The sequence below is a fragment of the Burkholderia alba genome (genome assembly GCF_034721475.1).
GTDB classification, from domain to species: domain Bacteria; phylum Pseudomonadota; class Gammaproteobacteria; order Burkholderiales; family Burkholderiaceae; genus Burkholderia; species Burkholderia alba.
The window spans coordinates 13,853-29,878 of record NZ_JAWJWL010000010.1 but is presented as its reverse complement, the minus strand read 5'-3'; the positions used below and the strand labels follow the sequence as shown (position 1 = coordinate 29,878).

General features: G+C 69.5%; 14 protein-coding genes and 1 pseudogene. 8 read left to right on the top strand and 7 right to left on the bottom strand.

Annotated features, from left to right (window positions below):
• The first annotated feature begins 7 nt into the window (after positions 1-7).
• Positions 8-985, top strand: coding sequence for an alpha/beta hydrolase (locus RZR99_RS13230; protein ID WP_323120225.1), 978 nt, complete (start codon positions 8-10; stop codon positions 983-985).
• A gap of 92 nt (positions 986-1,077) precedes the next feature.
• Here RZR99_RS13230 and RZR99_RS13225 read toward each other — a convergent pair whose 3' ends face one another.
• The 3 genes from RZR99_RS13225 to RZR99_RS13215 all read right to left on the bottom strand — a co-directional run bounded on the left by RZR99_RS13225 (position 1,078) and on the right by RZR99_RS13215 (position 3,812).
• Positions 1,078-2,109, bottom strand: a complete 1,032-nt coding sequence (locus RZR99_RS13225; protein WP_323120224.1) for a hypothetical protein — start codon at positions 2,107-2,109, stop codon at positions 1,078-1,080.
• Positions 2,110-2,531: 422 nt separating this feature from the next.
• On the bottom strand, positions 2,532-3,509 hold the full coding sequence (locus RZR99_RS13220) for a nucleoside hydrolase (RefSeq protein ID WP_323120223.1): 978 nt from the start codon (positions 3,507-3,509) through the stop codon (positions 2,532-2,534).
• Positions 3,510-3,626: 117 nt separating this feature from the next.
• Positions 3,627-3,812 carry a hypothetical protein gene (locus RZR99_RS13215; RefSeq protein WP_323120222.1) on the bottom strand — a complete coding sequence of 62 codons (186 nt, stop codon included), beginning with the start codon at positions 3,810-3,812 and terminating at the stop codon, positions 3,627-3,629.
• A gap of 403 nt (positions 3,813-4,215) precedes the next feature.
• Here RZR99_RS13215 and RZR99_RS13210 point away from each other — a divergent pair, with 403 nt between their 5' ends.
• From RZR99_RS13210 to RZR99_RS13185, 6 genes are all read left to right on the top strand, one after another.
• Positions 4,216-5,253 carry an aliphatic amidase gene (locus RZR99_RS13210; protein WP_323120221.1) on the top strand — a complete coding sequence of 346 codons (1,038 nt, stop codon included), beginning with the start codon at positions 4,216-4,218 and terminating at the stop codon, positions 5,251-5,253.
• 66 nt (positions 5,254-5,319) lie between these two features.
• The gene (locus RZR99_RS13205) at positions 5,320-5,802 is read left to right on the top strand and encodes an AmiS/UreI family transporter (RefSeq protein WP_323120220.1); all 483 of its coding nucleotides are present in this window, start codon (positions 5,320-5,322) and stop codon (positions 5,800-5,802) included.
• Complete coding sequence (locus tag RZR99_RS13200) at positions 5,796-6,635, top strand: CbbQ/NirQ/NorQ/GpvN family protein (RefSeq protein WP_323120219.1); 840 nt, start codon at positions 5,796-5,798, stop codon at positions 6,633-6,635. Before RZR99_RS13205 ends, RZR99_RS13200 begins: the two co-directional genes overlap by 7 nt.
• A complete protein-coding gene (locus tag RZR99_RS13195; RefSeq protein ID WP_323120218.1) occupies positions 6,632-8,191 on the top strand; it encodes a nitric oxide reductase activation protein in 1,560 nt (519 codons plus the stop codon). Before RZR99_RS13200 ends, RZR99_RS13195 begins: the two co-directional genes overlap by 4 nt.
• A gap of 42 nt (positions 8,192-8,233) precedes the next feature.
• A complete protein-coding gene (locus RZR99_RS13190; RefSeq protein WP_323120217.1) occupies positions 8,234-9,376 on the top strand; it encodes a transporter substrate-binding domain-containing protein in 1,143 nt (380 codons plus the stop codon).
• An 8-nt stretch (positions 9,377-9,384) separates the two neighbouring features.
• The gene (locus tag RZR99_RS13185) at positions 9,385-10,002 is read left to right on the top strand and encodes an ANTAR domain-containing response regulator (protein WP_323120216.1); all 618 of its coding nucleotides are present in this window, start codon (positions 9,385-9,387) and stop codon (positions 10,000-10,002) included.
• 113 nt (positions 10,003-10,115) lie between these two features.
• Here RZR99_RS13185 and RZR99_RS13180 read toward each other — a convergent pair whose 3' ends face one another.
• The 4 genes and pseudogenes from RZR99_RS13180 to RZR99_RS13165 form a co-directional block, all read right to left on the bottom strand.
• Positions 10,116-11,462 (bottom strand): LLM class flavin-dependent oxidoreductase, encoded by a 1,347-nt coding sequence (locus tag RZR99_RS13180; RefSeq protein ID WP_323120215.1) that lies wholly within the window; start codon positions 11,460-11,462, stop codon positions 10,116-10,118.
• Positions 11,463-11,478: 16 nt separating this feature from the next.
• The gene (locus RZR99_RS13175; protein ID WP_323120214.1) at positions 11,479-11,823 is read right to left on the bottom strand and encodes a DUF3088 domain-containing protein; all 345 of its coding nucleotides are present in this window, start codon (positions 11,821-11,823) and stop codon (positions 11,479-11,481) included.
• Positions 11,824-12,038: 215 nt separating this feature from the next.
• Positions 12,039-13,307 carry an HD domain-containing protein gene (locus RZR99_RS13170; RefSeq protein WP_323120213.1) on the bottom strand — a complete coding sequence of 423 codons (1,269 nt, stop codon included), beginning with the start codon at positions 13,305-13,307 and terminating at the stop codon, positions 12,039-12,041.
• Between the two features lie 60 nt (positions 13,308-13,367).
• Positions 13,368-13,553, bottom strand: a pseudogene (locus RZR99_RS13165) (epoxyqueuosine reductase QueH); the annotation flags it as partial.
• A gap of 144 nt (positions 13,554-13,697) precedes the next feature.
• Here RZR99_RS13165 and metE point away from each other — a divergent pair.
• Positions 13,698-15,989, top strand: a complete 2,292-nt coding sequence (metE, locus tag RZR99_RS13160) for a 5-methyltetrahydropteroyltriglutamate--homocysteine S-methyltransferase (protein ID WP_323120212.1) — start codon at positions 13,698-13,700, stop codon at positions 15,987-15,989.
• Positions 15,990-16,026: the final 37 nt, after the last annotated feature.

The following is a 16,026-nucleotide window of genomic DNA, read 5'->3' as shown; positions in this document are numbered from 1 at the left end:
CGAGACCATGAACGACACTCGGCGCAATCTGATCGGCGCGGCGCTGGCGGGCGGGCTGGCCGCGCTCATGCCCGCCGCGCGGGCGGAGGATGCCGGCCCCGGCGCATGGCGGGCAGCGCCCTCGTCCGGTCCGGCCGACGAGACGATCGACCTGTGGCCGGCGGCCCCGCCCGATCCGTCGCCTGACGGCGGGCCGGAGGGCGAGCAGCGCGGCAAGCACGGCAGCGTGTCGCACGTGATGCGGCCGCGGCTCGCCGTCTACCGGCCCGAGCGGCCGAACGGCAGCGCGGCGCTCGTGATCGCGGGCGGCGGCTACGACCATATCGAGCTGGGCAACGAGAGCACGCCGGCGTGCCAGTGGCTGAGATCGCTCGGCGTCACCGCGTTCGAACTGGTGTATCGGCTGCCCGAACAGGGCTGGTCGCGGCTCGCGCCGCTGCAGGACGGCCAGCGCGCGATGCGGGTGATCCGTGCGCGGGCGCGCCGCGAGCGGCTCGATGCCGGGCGGATCGCCGTGCTCGGTTTTTCGGCGGGCGGGCATCTCGCGGGCATGACCGCCGTCGCGCCGGACGCGGCGCGCTACGCGCCCGTCGACGCCGACGACCGCGAATCCGCCCGCCCCGACCTGGCCGGCCTGATCTATCCGGTGCTGACGCTGATGCCCCCGTTCGACCATACCCGCACGCGGCTGCACATCGTCGGCGCGCATCCGGCCGAAGCGGACAGCGCCGCGCTGTCGGTCAACCTGCAAGTCGATACGGGCACGCCGCCCGTGTTTCTCGCGCAGGCGCTGGACGATCCCGTCTCGCCCATCGACAACAGTCTGCTGATGCTGCACGCGATGCGCGGCGCACGGGTGCCGGCGGAACTGCATGTGTTCCAGCGCGGCGGCCACGGCTGGGGGCTCGGGGCGGCGGACAGCGAAGTGCGGGCGTGGCCGGACCTGTTCGCGGCCTGGGCGCGGTTGAACCGGTGGTTCGCGTAGGCCGGCCTCGCCATGCGCGGGTGACGGCCGCAACAAGACAGGCATGGACCGGCGGCCAACCCGCACGATGGCCGCCCGGTTCGCCGCCGCGATCAAAGCGTGCACTTTTTCGGCTTGTCGAACACCACGCCAAGCGGCGTTTTTCTCGCGAGCATGTAGTTTTCGTCGCCCAGCCCGGCAACGCGATATCCAGGCTCGCCCCCGCACGCCGTGCCCGGATACATGTCGAATGCGTAGATCGAGCCCGCGATGGTCGATTCGATCGCCTCGCCATGCCGGCTCATCGACGAGAAGATCATCTTCGGCAGCATGGCGGCGACGAAAGAATAGAAGAATGCCTGAAACAGCAGCGTGGCAATGACATAGCGACGCGCCGGCTTCTCGAATTTCCGCGCGAAAATCCATTTCATCAGTCCCGGCGAACGCTTTTCCAGATCGGATGCGAGCCAGATGAAGGGAACCGAGAGTACGACAAAAGGCAAGTAAATCGCACCCGCGATAAGAAATAGAAAGGGAATGGCGACGATTGCCAGAAACGACAGCGTATGCGGGAACGTGGATGGCGCAACGTGCGTCATCTCGCCGATGATCCATCCGGAAAAACAGAACGCAAAATTGGAGCCGACGGCGAAACCCAATGCGATCAACCCTTTTCCAACCAGCGTATTCGACAGCGCGACATAAATTCTGATGATGTCGTTCGCGGCAACGATCACGCAATAGATGACGAACAGCTGGAACACCTGCACGAACATCCATTTCTCGTCCAGCACGTAGGTGTAGGCCAGGAAAGGAATGCACAGCGCGATGTTGAGATAGAACTGCTGATGACGCTCCAGGCTGTCGCGCCACGCGAGCGCGCGGGTACGGAGATCGGTGAATACGAATCGGCCGGGATACCGTATCTGGAGAAATCTCAGGCTACCCGCGATCGCTATCGCGATCGCCCCGCTCAGAAAATAGCCCAGTTTGCTGCCGATCGGAATGTAGCAGGAAATGATTCCGAACATCACCAGCAACGAAATAGAGAGAACGATCAGACTTCTTACTTTCAGTGCGAATTCCGCCGATTGACGCGTCGGCGCGCCGGATTCCGGTCCGTTGCCCGGTTGATTGACCGCCATGGATTCTCCCCATTGAAATTCGATGTTTTCGAATAACGGCTGTCGCCGCGAAAACTTTACACGAGCGTATTCGCCGTCTGGAAAAATCGGCAGCGAAGCGCCGCGATCACTCGAATCGCATGACGCAACAACGGATAATCGGCATCAGTTGCGCCGGAGACCCGCGACGGCGGCGAATCGGGGCGCGCGGCGGTGTCCGCCTCGTCATCCCGCCTCGTTGCGCGCCCCCGCCTGAATGCAGGGCCGTGGCGAGCCGCACGCCTGCGTTCCGGGGCGAATGGCATGCCTGCCGGCAAGTCCTTGCCCGCCCCTCTCTGCAGCGCCCGGGGCCGACGGATCGGCGAAAGCGGACGGGCGCGGCGAACCTCATCCCGTCACGCCACCTCGGCCTCGTCGGATGCCGATCCGCGCCCCGCTCGCCCTCAACCGATCAGCGTGCGCCGATACAGTTCGAGCATCCCGTGCGCATCGACGCCCACGCAGACATCGCGCGACGGTCGACCGTCCCAGTCGGGCGCGGGCACGCCCATCGCCACCGGCTTCTGGATCGTCTGGCCGACGGCGATCCCCGTCGTCAGCACCCGCACCGGGCCGGAGCGCGTCGTGTACAGCTGCGGCGCGACCACGTAGGCGACCGCCGACGAATCGTGCACGTAGATGCCCGCCAGCCCCGCGCTGGCCAGATGAAACGCCTCGTAGTGGCGCGACACGTCCCACACGAAGCGCCCGGCCTCGCCCGCGTCGTCGCGCAGCGCGGCGAGATAGGCGGTCGTCATGACGGTGTTCTGCGTGACGTCGAGCCCGACGACCGCGAGCGGCCACGCCGCCGACAGCACCTGGTCGGCCGCGTCGGGATCGCCGTGGATGTTCGCTTCGGCGGCGGGCGTCACGTTGCCGAGCACGCCGCCGGTGCCGAACGCGCCGCCCATGATCACGACCTGCTTCACGAGCGTCGCGATCTCGGGATCCTCGGCGAGCGCGTGCGCCAGATTGGTCAGCGGCCCGACCGCGACCAGCGTGACCTGATGCGGATGCGCGCGCACCGTGTCGATGATGAAACGGTGCGCCGGCCGCGCGTCGAGCCCGGGATGGCGCGCCGCATCGAGCGCGTCCAGCGCGCCGGCTTCGATGTTGCCGAGGCCGTTGTCGCCGTGGATCCAGCCGAGCGGCTCGGGCGGCGCCCGGCGCAGCGGCGCGGCGGCCCCGCGCGCGACCGGCACGCCGGGCGCGAAGCGGCCGGTCAGGTACAGCGCGTTGCGCGTCGTCGTGTCGACGGTCGCGTTGCCGAACACGCTCGTCACGCCGAGCAGTTCGATGTCCGGGTGGCGCGCCTGGAAGACGAGCGCCATCGCGTCGTCGACGCCCGGATCGGTGTCATAGATGATCTTGTGCACACTCACGGAAAGTCCTTGGTCGGCTCGGCACCGGGCCGCGCCGGTTGGTTCGGATGGGCGCAATGATACCGCCGCATCCCGCGCGCGGCACGGCGCACGGCGGGCGGCGCGGCGCTCGCGCGCTCAGCGGCCGCCGTCGCGATCGCCCGGCTTGCGCCGCCGAAGCGTGAGCAGCCCGACGAGCGCGCCGATCGCGACCGTCGCCGCGTAGCCGGCCAGTTGCGCGAGCGTCGCGGCATCGGCGCCGGCGAGCCGCGCCAGCGATAATCCGAGCGCCGCCACGGCGAGTCCTGCGAGCAGCCATTTCATCGGGCTTCGTCTCCCTGTCCGGTCTTGTGTACCGTTATAGCCGGATCGCGCGCATTCCGCCGTCCGAAGAAACGACGAAAAGCGGCGCACGCGCGCCATCGGCGCCGCACGCCCGGATCGCGCCCCTTGCGGCGGGGTATACGCGGTGTTGCATCCGAAAAAAAGATTGCTTAGAGTGCGTCGAGCAATACGGCAGACAAAGACGTCGCCGCCTTGCGCGATGCCGGGCCCGCGCCCGCATCGATGGCTGCCCAGGCGGCCGGTACCGACGAATTCCCCGCGTTATCCGACAGCGTTGTCGGAGAAACGAGATACGGCAAAGAAGCCCTTGCCTCGCTAGTCGAGGCAAGGGCTTTTTTTTGTCCGCCGAAAACGGCACGGCTTCACCCACCAGGAGAGCAGCATGCGTCATGGCGATATTTCCAGCAGCAACGACAGCGTCGGCGTCGCGGTCGTCCAGTACAAGATGCCGCGCCTGCACACGCGCGCCGACGTGATCGCGAACGCCCGCGAGATCGCCGAGCGCGTGGCCGGCATCAAGCGCGGCCTGCCGGGCATGGACCTGATCGTGTTCCCGGAATATTCGACGCACGGCATCATGTACGACGCGCAGGAAATGTACGACACCGCGTCGACGATTCCCGGCGAGGAAACCGAGATCTTCTCGGCCGCGTGCCGCAAGGCCAACGTGTGGGGCGTGTTCTCGCTGACGGGCGAGCGCCACGAGGACCATCCGGACAAGGCGCCGTACAACACGCTCGTCCTGATCAACAACCACGGCGATATCGTGCAGAAGTACCGCAAGATCATGCCGTGGGTGCCGATCGAGGGCTGGTATCCGGGCGACTGCACGTATGTCGCCGACGGGCCGAAGGGCCTCAAGATCAGCCTGATCATCTGCGACGACGGCAACTACCCGGAGATCTGGCGCGATTGCGTGATGCGCGGCGCGGAGCTGGTGGTGCGCTGCCAGGGCTACATGTACCCGGCGAAAGACCAGCAGGTGCTGGTATCGAAGGCGATGGCGTTCATGAACAACTGCTACGTGGCGGTCGCGAACGCTTCCGGCTTCGACGGCGTGTACTCGTACTTCGGCCACTCGGCGATCGTCGGCTTCGACGGCCGCACGCTCGGCGAATGCGGCGAGGAGGAAAACGGCGTGCAGTACGCGGAGCTGTCGGTGAGCCTGATCCGCGACGCGCGCCGCAACATGCAGTCGCAGAACCACCTGTACAAGCTGCTGCATCGCGGCTACACCGGCCGGATCGGGTCGGGCGAATCGCCCGACGGCGTCGCGGCCTGCCCGTTCGAGTTCTACGGCAAGTGGGTGAACGATCCGGAAGGCGCGCGCAAGATGGTCGAGAACATCACCCGCGCGGCGCCCGGCACCCCGGAATGCCCGATCGAGGGCATTCCGGCGGAAACGCCCGCGCATCGCTGAAGCGCGCCTCGCTCCGCCGCCGGCCGCGCGTCGGCGGCCCCTTCACGCTCTGCCGGAGGACACGCCATGCTGGGCGTCTCACTGTTTTTCATCGGCGCGGTGCTGGTCGTCAACGGCGTCGCGCTCACCGGCCGCATCGAGTCCCGCGACGCGGCCGCGATCAACCTGCTGGTCGGCCTGCTCACGCTGATCCTCAACCTCGGCGGCCTCGCTCACGCGAGCGCGCCGGCGCAGTACTTCGCGAGCGCGGGCGGCCTGCTGTTCTCGTTCACCTACCTCTATCTGGCCGCCGTCCAGTGGCTCGGCCTCAAGGGCGCGGGGCTCGGCTGGTACTGCCTGTTCGTCGCGCTGAGCGCGCTCGTCTACGCGGCGCTCGCGCACGACGTGCGCTTCAGCGTGATGTGGGTGCTGTGGGCAAGCCTGTGGTTCCTGTTCTTCGTCTCGCTCGGCCTCCAGCGCCCGGTGCGCATCCTGCCCGCGTACACGATCGCGATCGGCGTCGGCACCTGCTGGGTGCCCGGCATGCTGATGCTGACGGGGAAATGGTGATGACGGCGCCCGCGCCGCGCGCCGACATCGATCCGCTCGCGCCGCACCGCGTCGCGGCGCAGCCCTACTACCGCCCGAGCGGCGACGAAGTCCGCTGGTTCGAGGCGGCGTGCAGCCGGCACCTGCCGCTGCTGCTGAAAGGCCCGACCGGCTGCGGCAAGACCCGTTTCGTCGAAGCGATGGCGTGGCGCATGGGCGTGCCGCTGATCCAGGTCGCGTGCAACGAGGATACGTCGGCCGCCGACCTGACCGGCCGCCACCTGCTCGACGGCGACGGTACCTACTGGGCGGACGGTCCGCTCACGCTCGCCGCGCGGCACGGCGCGATCTGCTATCTGGACGAGATCGTCGAGGCGCGGCCGGATGCGACGGTCGTGATCCATCCGCTCACCGACGGACGGCGTCTGCTGCCGCTGGAGCGGAACGGCGAAGTGGTCCGCGCGCACCGGGATTTCCATCTGGTGATCTCGTACAACCCGGGCTACCAGAGCGAACACAAGCGCCTCAAGCCGTCGACCCGGCAGCGGTTCGTCGCGATCGATTTCGGCTACGGCGACGCGGCGCACGAGATCGACATCGTGGTGCGCGAAAGCGGCGTCGCGCGCGATACCGCGCGGCGGCTCGTCGACATCGCGCAGCGTACCCGCACGCTCGCGGACGACGGGCTCGACGAAGGCGCGTCGACACGCCTCGTCGTGCAGGCCGCGCAATTGATCGCGGCGGGACTCTCGCCGCTCGCGGCGTGCCGGCTCGCGATCAGCGCCGCCGCCACCGACGACGCGGACAGCGCCGCCGCGCTGCAGGCGTTCGCCGCCGCGCATTTCGCCGAATGAGCGCGGCGCGGATCCGGCGTTTCCTGCACGGGATGGCCGGACGGCGCGTCGACCTCGCGCCGCCCGGCGAGCGGCCGCGCGCGACGCTGGGCGACGCGCGGCTCGCGCTGCCCGCCGCGCTGACGGAATCCGAACAGTTCGCCGCGGCCGCGCACGCGCTCGCCCACTGGCGGCATTCGCCGTGCGATGCGAGCGCCGATGCGCTGACGCCGATCGGGCTCGCCGTCGCGGGCCTCGTCGAGGATGCCCGCGCCGAAACCCTGCTGCTCGCGGCGTGGCCCGGCCTGCGCGCGGGCTGGGCGCCGTCGTACGCGCCGATCGACCGGACCGGGCTGACTTTCAACCTCCTGTGCGCGCGGCTCGCGAAGGCCCTGTTCGAGCCGGCCTACCGCGACGGCAACCCCTGGGTCGACAGGGGCGCGGCGCTGTTTCGCGATCGGCTCGGCGCGCTCGGCGACTACCGCGCGCTGCGGCAGGTCGCGTCGGTGCTCGCCAACGATCTCGGCCAGATGCGCGTGCGCTTCGAACCCGACGACGGCACGTGGCTGCGCTACCGCGACGACAACGCTTGGCTATGGACCCGCACGGTCGACGCGACCGAGCCCGCCGCGCCGCCGTGGCTCGACGCGCTGACCGGCGACGCCGCGCGGGACGGCGGCGACGCCTACGATCCGCCGACGCCCGACACCGCGGCGCCGCGCTACCCGGAGTGGCATGTCCGGACCCGGCGCGAGCGCCGCCGCTGGACCACGGTGCTCGAGCGGCCCACGCCCGCCGCGACGCCCGACGCGGCACTTGCCGCCGCGATCGCCGCCGACCGGCTCGCGGCCCCGGCCGCGCCGGCGGCCCGCGCGCATGCGCTGGCCCGTCGCGCGGGCGCGCAGCTCGACGGCGATACGCTCGACCTCGACGCAACGATCGCGCTGCGCGTCGCCCGGCGCGCCCGGACGGCGCCGGACCCGCGCATCTTCCGCCGCCGCGTGCCGCGCGAGCAGCCCGCGCCGGTCCTGATCCTGCTCGATCTGTCGGCGTCGACGGCGATGCAGGTCGCCGCGCTGGAAAAGCGCGCGGCCTGCCTGTTCGGCGACCTGCTGGAAGGGCAGCGGCGCCGCTGGGCGATCCACGGCTACACGTCGAACGGCCGGCATCGGGTGTACTACACCCGCTTCAAGGATTTCGACGAGCCGTTCGACGCCCCGCGACGCGACGCGCTGCTCGGGGCGGGCAGCGGCCTGGGTACCCGCACGGGCGCCGCGCTGCGCCACGCGGCCGCGCTGCTGCGCCGGGCGGCCCCGCGCGAGCGCGCGAACCTGGTGCTGATCGGCGACGGCGAAGCAGCGGACATCGACGTCTTCGATCCTCGCCATCTCGCCGAGGATGCGCGCCATGCGGCCGCGCGGGCGCGGCACGGCGGCATCGTGCTGCTCGGGTTGTCCTTTGGCGCCCCGCCGGGGCTGTCTACAATACTCGACACGGGCGCGCACTGCCGCCACGCCGCCGACGACGCGCCGCTGCCCGCGCTGGTCGCGCGGCTGGCCGCGCGCCTGAGCGGCTGAGCCGGCACGATCGGGATCGCGAGGACACGAGGAACGAATCAGATGGAGACGGTGAAAGTAGGCGTGCTGTTTTCGCAAAGCGGCTGCACCTCGCATCTCGGCCAGAGCCAGCTGCGCGGCACGCTGCAGGCGATTGCCGAGATCAACGAAGCGGGCGGCGCGGGCGGCCGCGAAATCGTGCCGGTGGTGCGCGACGCGTGCTCCGATCCGGCCACTTACGCGCGGCTCGCGGACGAGCTGATCGCGGCCGACGGCGTCAACGTGCTGTTCGCCGCGTACATGTCGAGCAGCCGCAAGGCGCTGATCCCGGTCGTCGAGAAATGGGACAAGCTGCTGTTCTACCCGACCCTCTACGAAGGCTTCGAGTTCTCGCCGAACGTGATCTATACGGGCGCCGCGCCGAACCAGAACAGCGTGCAGCTCGCCGAGTTCATGACCGCGCGGTTCGGCGCGCGGGTCTACATGATCGGGTCCGACTACATCTATCCGTACGAGTCGAACCGCATCATGATCGACCTCGTCACGCAGCGGCCCGACGGCCGGATCCTCGGCGAGGTCTACATGCCGCTCGTCGTCTCCGACGGCGACTTCGACCCGGTGATCGCCGATATCCGCGCGAAGCAGCCCGACTTCGTATTCAGCACGCTGGTCGGCGACAGCACCGCCGCGTTCTACCGCGCCTATGCGGACGCGGGACTCGACGCGCGGCGCTCGCCGATCGCGAGCCTCACGACCTCGGAAATCGAGTTGCGGCAGATGGGCGCGGCGGCGGCCGGTCACTTCACGTCGTCGCCTTACTTCCAGAGCATCGACAACCCGGTCAATCACCGCTGCATCGCGCAGTTGAAGGCGCGCTTCGGCGCCGACGCGGTGGCGTCGGCGCCTTGGGAGGCCGCGTACTTCCAGGTGCATCTGTTCGCGAACGCGCTGGCGCGCGCGGGCAGCGAGCGGCGCGACCAGCTGGTCGCCCAGCTCGCCGATGCGGAGTTCGACGCGCCGCAGGGCCGCGTCAAGATCGACCGGCTCACCCAGCACACCTGCCTGTATCCGCGCATCGGCTGCGCAACGGCCGGCGGCGATTTCACGATCGTGCGCGAAGCGACGCGCCGCGTGCATCCCGATCCCTATCTCGTCACCCACTCGCTCGGCGACCGGGTGCACGCGCTCGACGACGTGAAACGGTAGCCGCCGCGATGCGCCCCCGCTCCCACGTCCGCTCGACGCCGCGCCTGCTCGCCGAACTGCGTTCGCTGCGCGTGATCGTGTATTACCCGGACGACGACAACGGCCTGCTGATCGTCGAGCAGCTGTCGCGGATCGGTTGTCCGACCGAGCAGCGCTGGCCGCCGCCCGCCGCGCTGCCGGAAAGCGTCGATCTCGTGATCCTCGCGGCCCGCCCGGACCTGCTGAGCCTGTCGATCCCGTGGCTCGAGGACGACGCGCGGCCGCCGCTGATCGCGGTCACCACCTACGAAAGCCCGACGATCCTCGAACTGCTGCTGCGGATCGACGCGGAAAGCGCGCTGTCGACGCCCGTGCGCTCGTTCGGGCTGTTGAGCGCGATGGCGCTCGCCTGCCACCAGCATCGCCGCGATGAAGACTACCGGCGGCGCATCTCGCAGCTGGAGCAACGGCTCGTCTCGGTGCGCACGCTGCAGGAAGCGAAGACGCTGCTGATGCAGGCGCACGGCATCAGCGAGGACGAGGCCTATCAGCAGATCCGCTCGCAGGCGATGGAGAAACGCATCCCGGTTCATCAACTGGCCGAGCAGATCGTGCAGGCGCACGAACTGCTCAAGCGGCAGGACTGAGCGCAGCGGCATGACACGACGGCAAACCGGCAAACCGACGTTGTCGGCCCCGGTGCCCCGCCGGCGGCGCGATCCGCATCGCTTCGCCCTCCTCCATGCGGCAACGCGCAGGATCAGGCCGATTCCCGCGCCGGATTCGCGCCCCGGCCTGCCGGCCGCGCGAGACCGAGGTGGTCCCGCAGCGTCGCGCCCGCGTACTCCGCGCGAAAAATCCCGCGCCGCCGCAGCAGCGGCACGACGCCGTCGACGAAGTCCTGCAATCCGCCCGGCAGCACGTCCGGCATCAGGTTGAAGCCGTCGGCCGCGCCCGCGTCGAACCAGCGCGCGATATCGTCGGCGATCTGTTCCGGCGTGCCGACGACCACCCGATGGCCGGTGCCGCCCGCCATCGCGCGCACCAGCTCGCGAGCCGTGTAGCCGTGCCGCCGCGCCTGCGCGAGCGTGGCGTGAAAGAACGTGTGATTGCCGCTGCCGCCTGCCGGCAGCGCCAGCCCGTCGGGCAGCGGCGCGTCCGGCGCCAGCCGTTCCGCCGGCACGCCCAGCGTGCCCGCGAGCCGGTTCGCGCTGTAGCGCCACGGAATCAGATCGACCAGCTCGTCGCGCCGGCGCAGCGCTTGCGCCTCGGTTGCGCCGACGATGGTCGTCAGGCCCGGCAGCACCTTCGGCGCCGCGCGTCCGAGCGCGGCGGCCGCGTCTTTCAGGCGGCGCGCATACGCGAGCGCGTCGTCGAACGACGGCGACGCGGTGAACACCGCTTCCGCGTGCCGCGCGGCCAGCGCCAGCCCGTCGGCCGACCCGCCCGCCTGCACCAGCACCGGATGCCCCTGCGGCGAACGCGGCAGATTGAGCGGCCCCTGCACGCTGAAGTGCGCGCCCCGGTGCGCGACCGGCCGCACCTTGTCGGGATCGACGAAGCGGCCGAGCGCCTGATCGCCGATGAACGCGTCGTCGTCCCAGCTGTCCCAGAGCGCCTTCACGACGTCGACGCACTCCGCCGCGCGCGCGTAGCGCTCGGCGTGCGCCGGTACGGCGTCGAGTCCGAAGTTGCGCGCCGAGCCGAGATCCGCCGTGGTGACGACGTTCCAGCCGGCCCGCCCGCTGCTCGCATGATCGAGCGTCGCGAAGCGCCGCGCGAGATTGTAGGGTTCGTTGTAGCTGGTCGATGCCGTGCCGATCAGGCCGATCCGGTCGGTGGCCGCCGCGATCGTCGCGAGCAGGATCGACGGCTCGAGCGCGGTGATCGGCCGGAAGTCGAGCTGATCGGCGATCGACGCGTTGTCGGCCAGGAACACCGCGTCGAACTTCGCCGCTTCGGCGATGCGCGCGACGTTCACGTAATGCCGGACGTCGAGGAACGCGCGCGGGTCCGCGCCCGGTACCCGCCAAGCCGACGGCAGAAAACCCGAGTGCAGGATGTTGACGTTCAGGTGCAGCTGGCGCGGCGGCGGCTCGTTGCGCATCGGGTCGCGCCGCCGTTCAGTGGATTTTGGGGAAACCGTGCCGTTCGGCGAGCAGATCGAGAATGCGCCGGGTATCGGTCACGTAGCGCGTGTCGCCGAGCGTCAGCGCGTCGTCGGGCGCCGGCTGTTCATCGCCGAACACGAGCGCCGGCAAACCCTGATGCTCGGCATCGAGCGCGGCGACCACGGCCGCGCGCGGCCGCTCGAACGGCACGCGCCGCACGTCGAGGCCCGCCTGTCTCGCCGGATCGCTCGCGAGCAGCCCCTCGATCGGCGCGCCGCCCGGACAGACGAAGCGTTCGCCCGGATATTGCGGGTCGGTGAATCCCGGTTCCAGAAGCAGCAGCAGATCTCGGCTCATCGGCGCTCGGCCCCGTGTTGGATGGCGATGGAGCGATCGATTGTGCGCCGTGCCGCGCCGCCCGCGCCACGAAGAAATCCGCACATGGTTATGCCCGCGCGCACTAAGGCCGCCCGGCGCCGTCCGTCATGGAAAGGCGCGAGACGGCGAACCGGCGGCGTGCCGGCGCGCATTCGTCGCGCCGGATGCGGCGCCGAACCGGCGCGCATCCCGATTCAGCGCGACTGATGCTCGCAGCGGACGCCGAACATCTCCCGGGCGGCCTCGGCGGCACGCCCGGCCGCCTGCGCGGGCACGAACACGTAGAAGCGCCACAACTCGGCATACCGGTCCTGCAATGCGCTGATCTCGGCGAACGCGGCGCCGCCGGGATCGTTCAGGTGCTCGATGCCGCGGCTCGTCTCGACCGCAACCGCCGCCTCCTTCATCGCGGTCAGTGCCGGGCAGTACAGCACGACGTCCTCGAACGGCAGCCCGAGCGTCGCCGCGAGCTGGCGCTCCGCGGCGGCCCGGCCCTCGCGCGACACGTGATAGCGCGCCACCCACGCGCGGCGCAGCGCGAGCGGCACGCTGCGGCCCGACACGACATAGCCGCGCTTGAGCAGATCGCGCCCGAGCGTGCGCCGCGCGAGCGATGCCGAGGCGTCGTTGCCGCGCGTCAGCCGCTCCAGCAGCGTCCAGTCGTCGAGCCGCAGCAGGTCGTCTTCATGCAGTTCCCCGTGATCGAGCGCGATCTCCACCGCCTTCGAAATCATCGCGCCGGCGACCACCTTGGTGTGGTGGTAATAAACCCGTTCGGTGAGGAAATAGCGCAGCCGCAGCACGCCGACGATCTCGGAGCGCGCATCGGGCCGGTCCATGCCGTGCTTGGCGAGCCGGATCGCCAGGCGATCGTCGTGCACCGCGAAGCAGCGGAAGATCCGGTCGTCGTACGCATGCGAAAGACCGGAGAAGAAACTGTCGCGGCGCAGGTAGTCGAGCAGGTCGGCGTCGATCGTGCCCGAGACGATCTCCCGCGCCCAGCGCGGCGTGGCCGACGCGCCCTCGTCGGGGAGCAGGCCGAGCAGCCCGCCGACGCGCTCGCGCAGATCGAGCCGGGCGAGCGCGTCGCCGAGCCGGCCCGCGAACAGCCCGGCGAGACGCGAGCCTTTGTCGTGGCGCGCGAACAGCCGGCGCTCGTCTTCCAGCGTATGGCCGAACGGCACGTGCGTGACGTCGTGCAGCAGCGCGGCGACGCCGATCGCCTCCTCCAGCGCCGGCGGCACTGCGACGCCCGACGCGGCCAACTGCCCGACGATCCGGTGCGCGACCGCGCACACGCCGACCGAATGATCGAAGCGCGTATGCAGCGCGCCGGGATAGACCAGGTGCGCGGTGCCGAGCTGCTTGACGCCGCGCAGGCGCTGCATGTCGGGCAGGTCGAGCACGGCGGTTTCGCGCTCGCTCAGGTCGACGTCGCCGTGGATGGGATCGCGTATCAGCATGGTTCGGACTCCTCGCTGCGGTGGCGCGGCGCGCGGCGTGCCGCGCATAGGACGGCGGGATCAATCATGCGGCGTCTCGTCGTCGGAGGCCGGCGGATGCTGCGCGGGCGTCGCCCCGTAATACCGCTCGCCGAGCCTGATCCGCTCGCGCCCGGTCGCGACGCGATGGCGGTTGGTGTCGCGCGGCGCGTACACGCAGCCGCAATATGCCTGCTGGTAGAAATTCTCGCGCTTGCTGATCTCGATCGATCATCAGGTGAATTCGCTCAAGCATCCCGATCCATGAACAAAAATAATAGATCGTTGAAATAACACCATTTTACTTCATGCGATGGGTGACCTACGATGCCTTTTCTGCGCCTTCATCGGCACGCTGACGGGATCGACGACATGGCGACCACACACAATCTGGGCTTCCCCCGCATCGGCGCGAAGCGCGAACTGAAATTCGCGCTGGAGTCGTACTGGAAAGGCGAATCCTCGCGCGACGAACTGAAGTCGCTGGGCGCGACGCTGCGCCAGCGTCACTGGGACAGCCAGTCCGGCCTGGACCTCGCGCCGGTCGGCGACTTCGCGTTCTACGATCAGGTGCTGGACATGAGCTTCACGCTCGGCAACCTGCCCGAGCGCGTCCGGGACTTCCACGGCGACGCGCTGGACAACACCTTCCGCGTCGCGCGCGGCCGCTCCGCGCAGGGCGCCGAAGAGCACGGCGCCTGCTGCGGCGGCGTCGCGGCCGGCGAAATGACCAAGTGGTTCGATACCAACTACCACTACATCGTCCCCGAATTCAACGCGGCCACCGCGTTCAAGCTGGACACCTCGCGCCTGCTGGAGCAACTGGGCGAAGCCCGCCGCCAGGGCGTCAAGGCGAAACCGGTGATCGTCGGCCCGGTCACCTATCTGGCGCTCGGCAAGGCCAAGGACGATTCCGACAAGCTCGCGCTGCTGCCGCGCCTGCTGCCGGTATACGCCGAACTGCTGGCGACGCTCGCCGAGCAAGGTGTCGAATGGGTCCAGATCGATGAACCCGCGCTGGTCACCGAACTGTCGCCGGCGTGGCAGCAGGCGTACGTCACGGCGTACGACGCCCTCGCGACCGGCCGCGTCAAGCTGCTGCTGACCACCTATTTCGGCCAGTTGCTGGACAACTTGTCGCTGGCCTGCCGGCTGCCGGTGCAAGGCCTGCACCTCGATGCCGTCAACGCGCGCGCCGAGGTGGATGCCGCGATCGCGCAACTGCCGCAGGATCGCGTGCTGTCGCTGGGCGTCGTCAACGGCCGCAACATCTGGAAGGCCGACCTCGGCACGCTGCTCGACTGGCTCGAACCGGTCGCGCGGAAGCTGGGCGAACGCCTGTGGATCGCGCCGTCCTGCTCGCTGCTGCACGTGCCGGTGGATCTCGGCAGCGAACAGAAGCTCGATGCGGAAGTCCGCTCGTGGCTCGCGTTCGCGCTGCAGAAGCTCGACGAAGTGACGGTGCTCGCGACCGCGCTCAACCAGGGCCGCGACGCGGTCGAGGACGCGCTGGCCGCCAATCAGGCGGCGATCGCCGCGCGCCGCGCGTCGCCGCGCGTGCACAACCCGGCGGTCAAGGCCGCCCTCGCCGCGATCACCCCGGCGCTGGGCCGCCGCAAGAGCCCCTACCCGGTGCGCGCCGACAAGCAGGCGGCGCTGCTGAACCTGCCCGCCTACCCGACGACCACCATCGGCTCGTTCCCGCAGACCGCTGAAATCCGCCAGGCGCGCAGCCGGTACAAGAGCGGCGCGCTCGACGAAACGGGCTACCAGGCCGCGATGCGCGCGGAAATCGCCCGCAGCGTGCGCGAGCAGGAAGCGCTGGGGCTCGACGTGCTGGTGCACGGCGAAGCCGAGCGCAACGACATGGTCGAATACTTCGGCGAACAGCTCGACGGCTACGCGTTCAGCCAGTTCGGCTGGGTGCAGTCCTACGGTTCGCGCTGCGTGAAGCCGCCGATCCTGTTCGGCGACATCAGCCGCCCGAAAGCGATGACCGTCGAGTGGATCAAGTACGCGCAGTCGCTCACCAGCAAGCCGATGAAGGGCATGCTGACCGGCCCGGTCACGATCCTGAACTGGTCGTTCGTGCGCGACGACCAGCCGCGCCCGGTGTCGTGCTACCAGCTTGCGCTGGCGATCCGCGAGGAAGTGCTCGATCTGGAGCGCGCCGGCGTGCGCGTGATCCAGATCGACGAGGCCGCGCTGCGCGAAGGCCTGCCGCTGCGCAAATCGCAATGGAAGGAATATCTCGACTGGGCGGTGGCGTCGTTCCGGATCACGGCCAACGGCGTGCAGGACGAAGCGCAGATCCACACCCATATGTGCTATTCGGAGTTCAACGACATCATCGCGTCGATCGCCGACATGGATGCCGACGTGATCACGATCGAGACCTCGCGCTCCGACATGGAACTGCTCGACGCGTTCGACCATTTCAACTATCCGAACCAGATCGGTCCGGGCGTGTACGACATCCATTCGCCGAACATCCCGACCCGGGAGCACATCGTGCAACTGATGACGAAGGCGGCCGAGCGCATTCCGGCGGAGCGGCTGTGGGTGAATCCGGACTGCGGGCTGAAGACCCGGCAGTGGAACGAGGTGATCCCGGCGCTGACCAACATGGTGGCGGCGGCCAGGACGCTGCGCACCGCGGGCTGACGCCTGCCCGTGCGCCGCGCGGCGCGCCGCCCCGGTT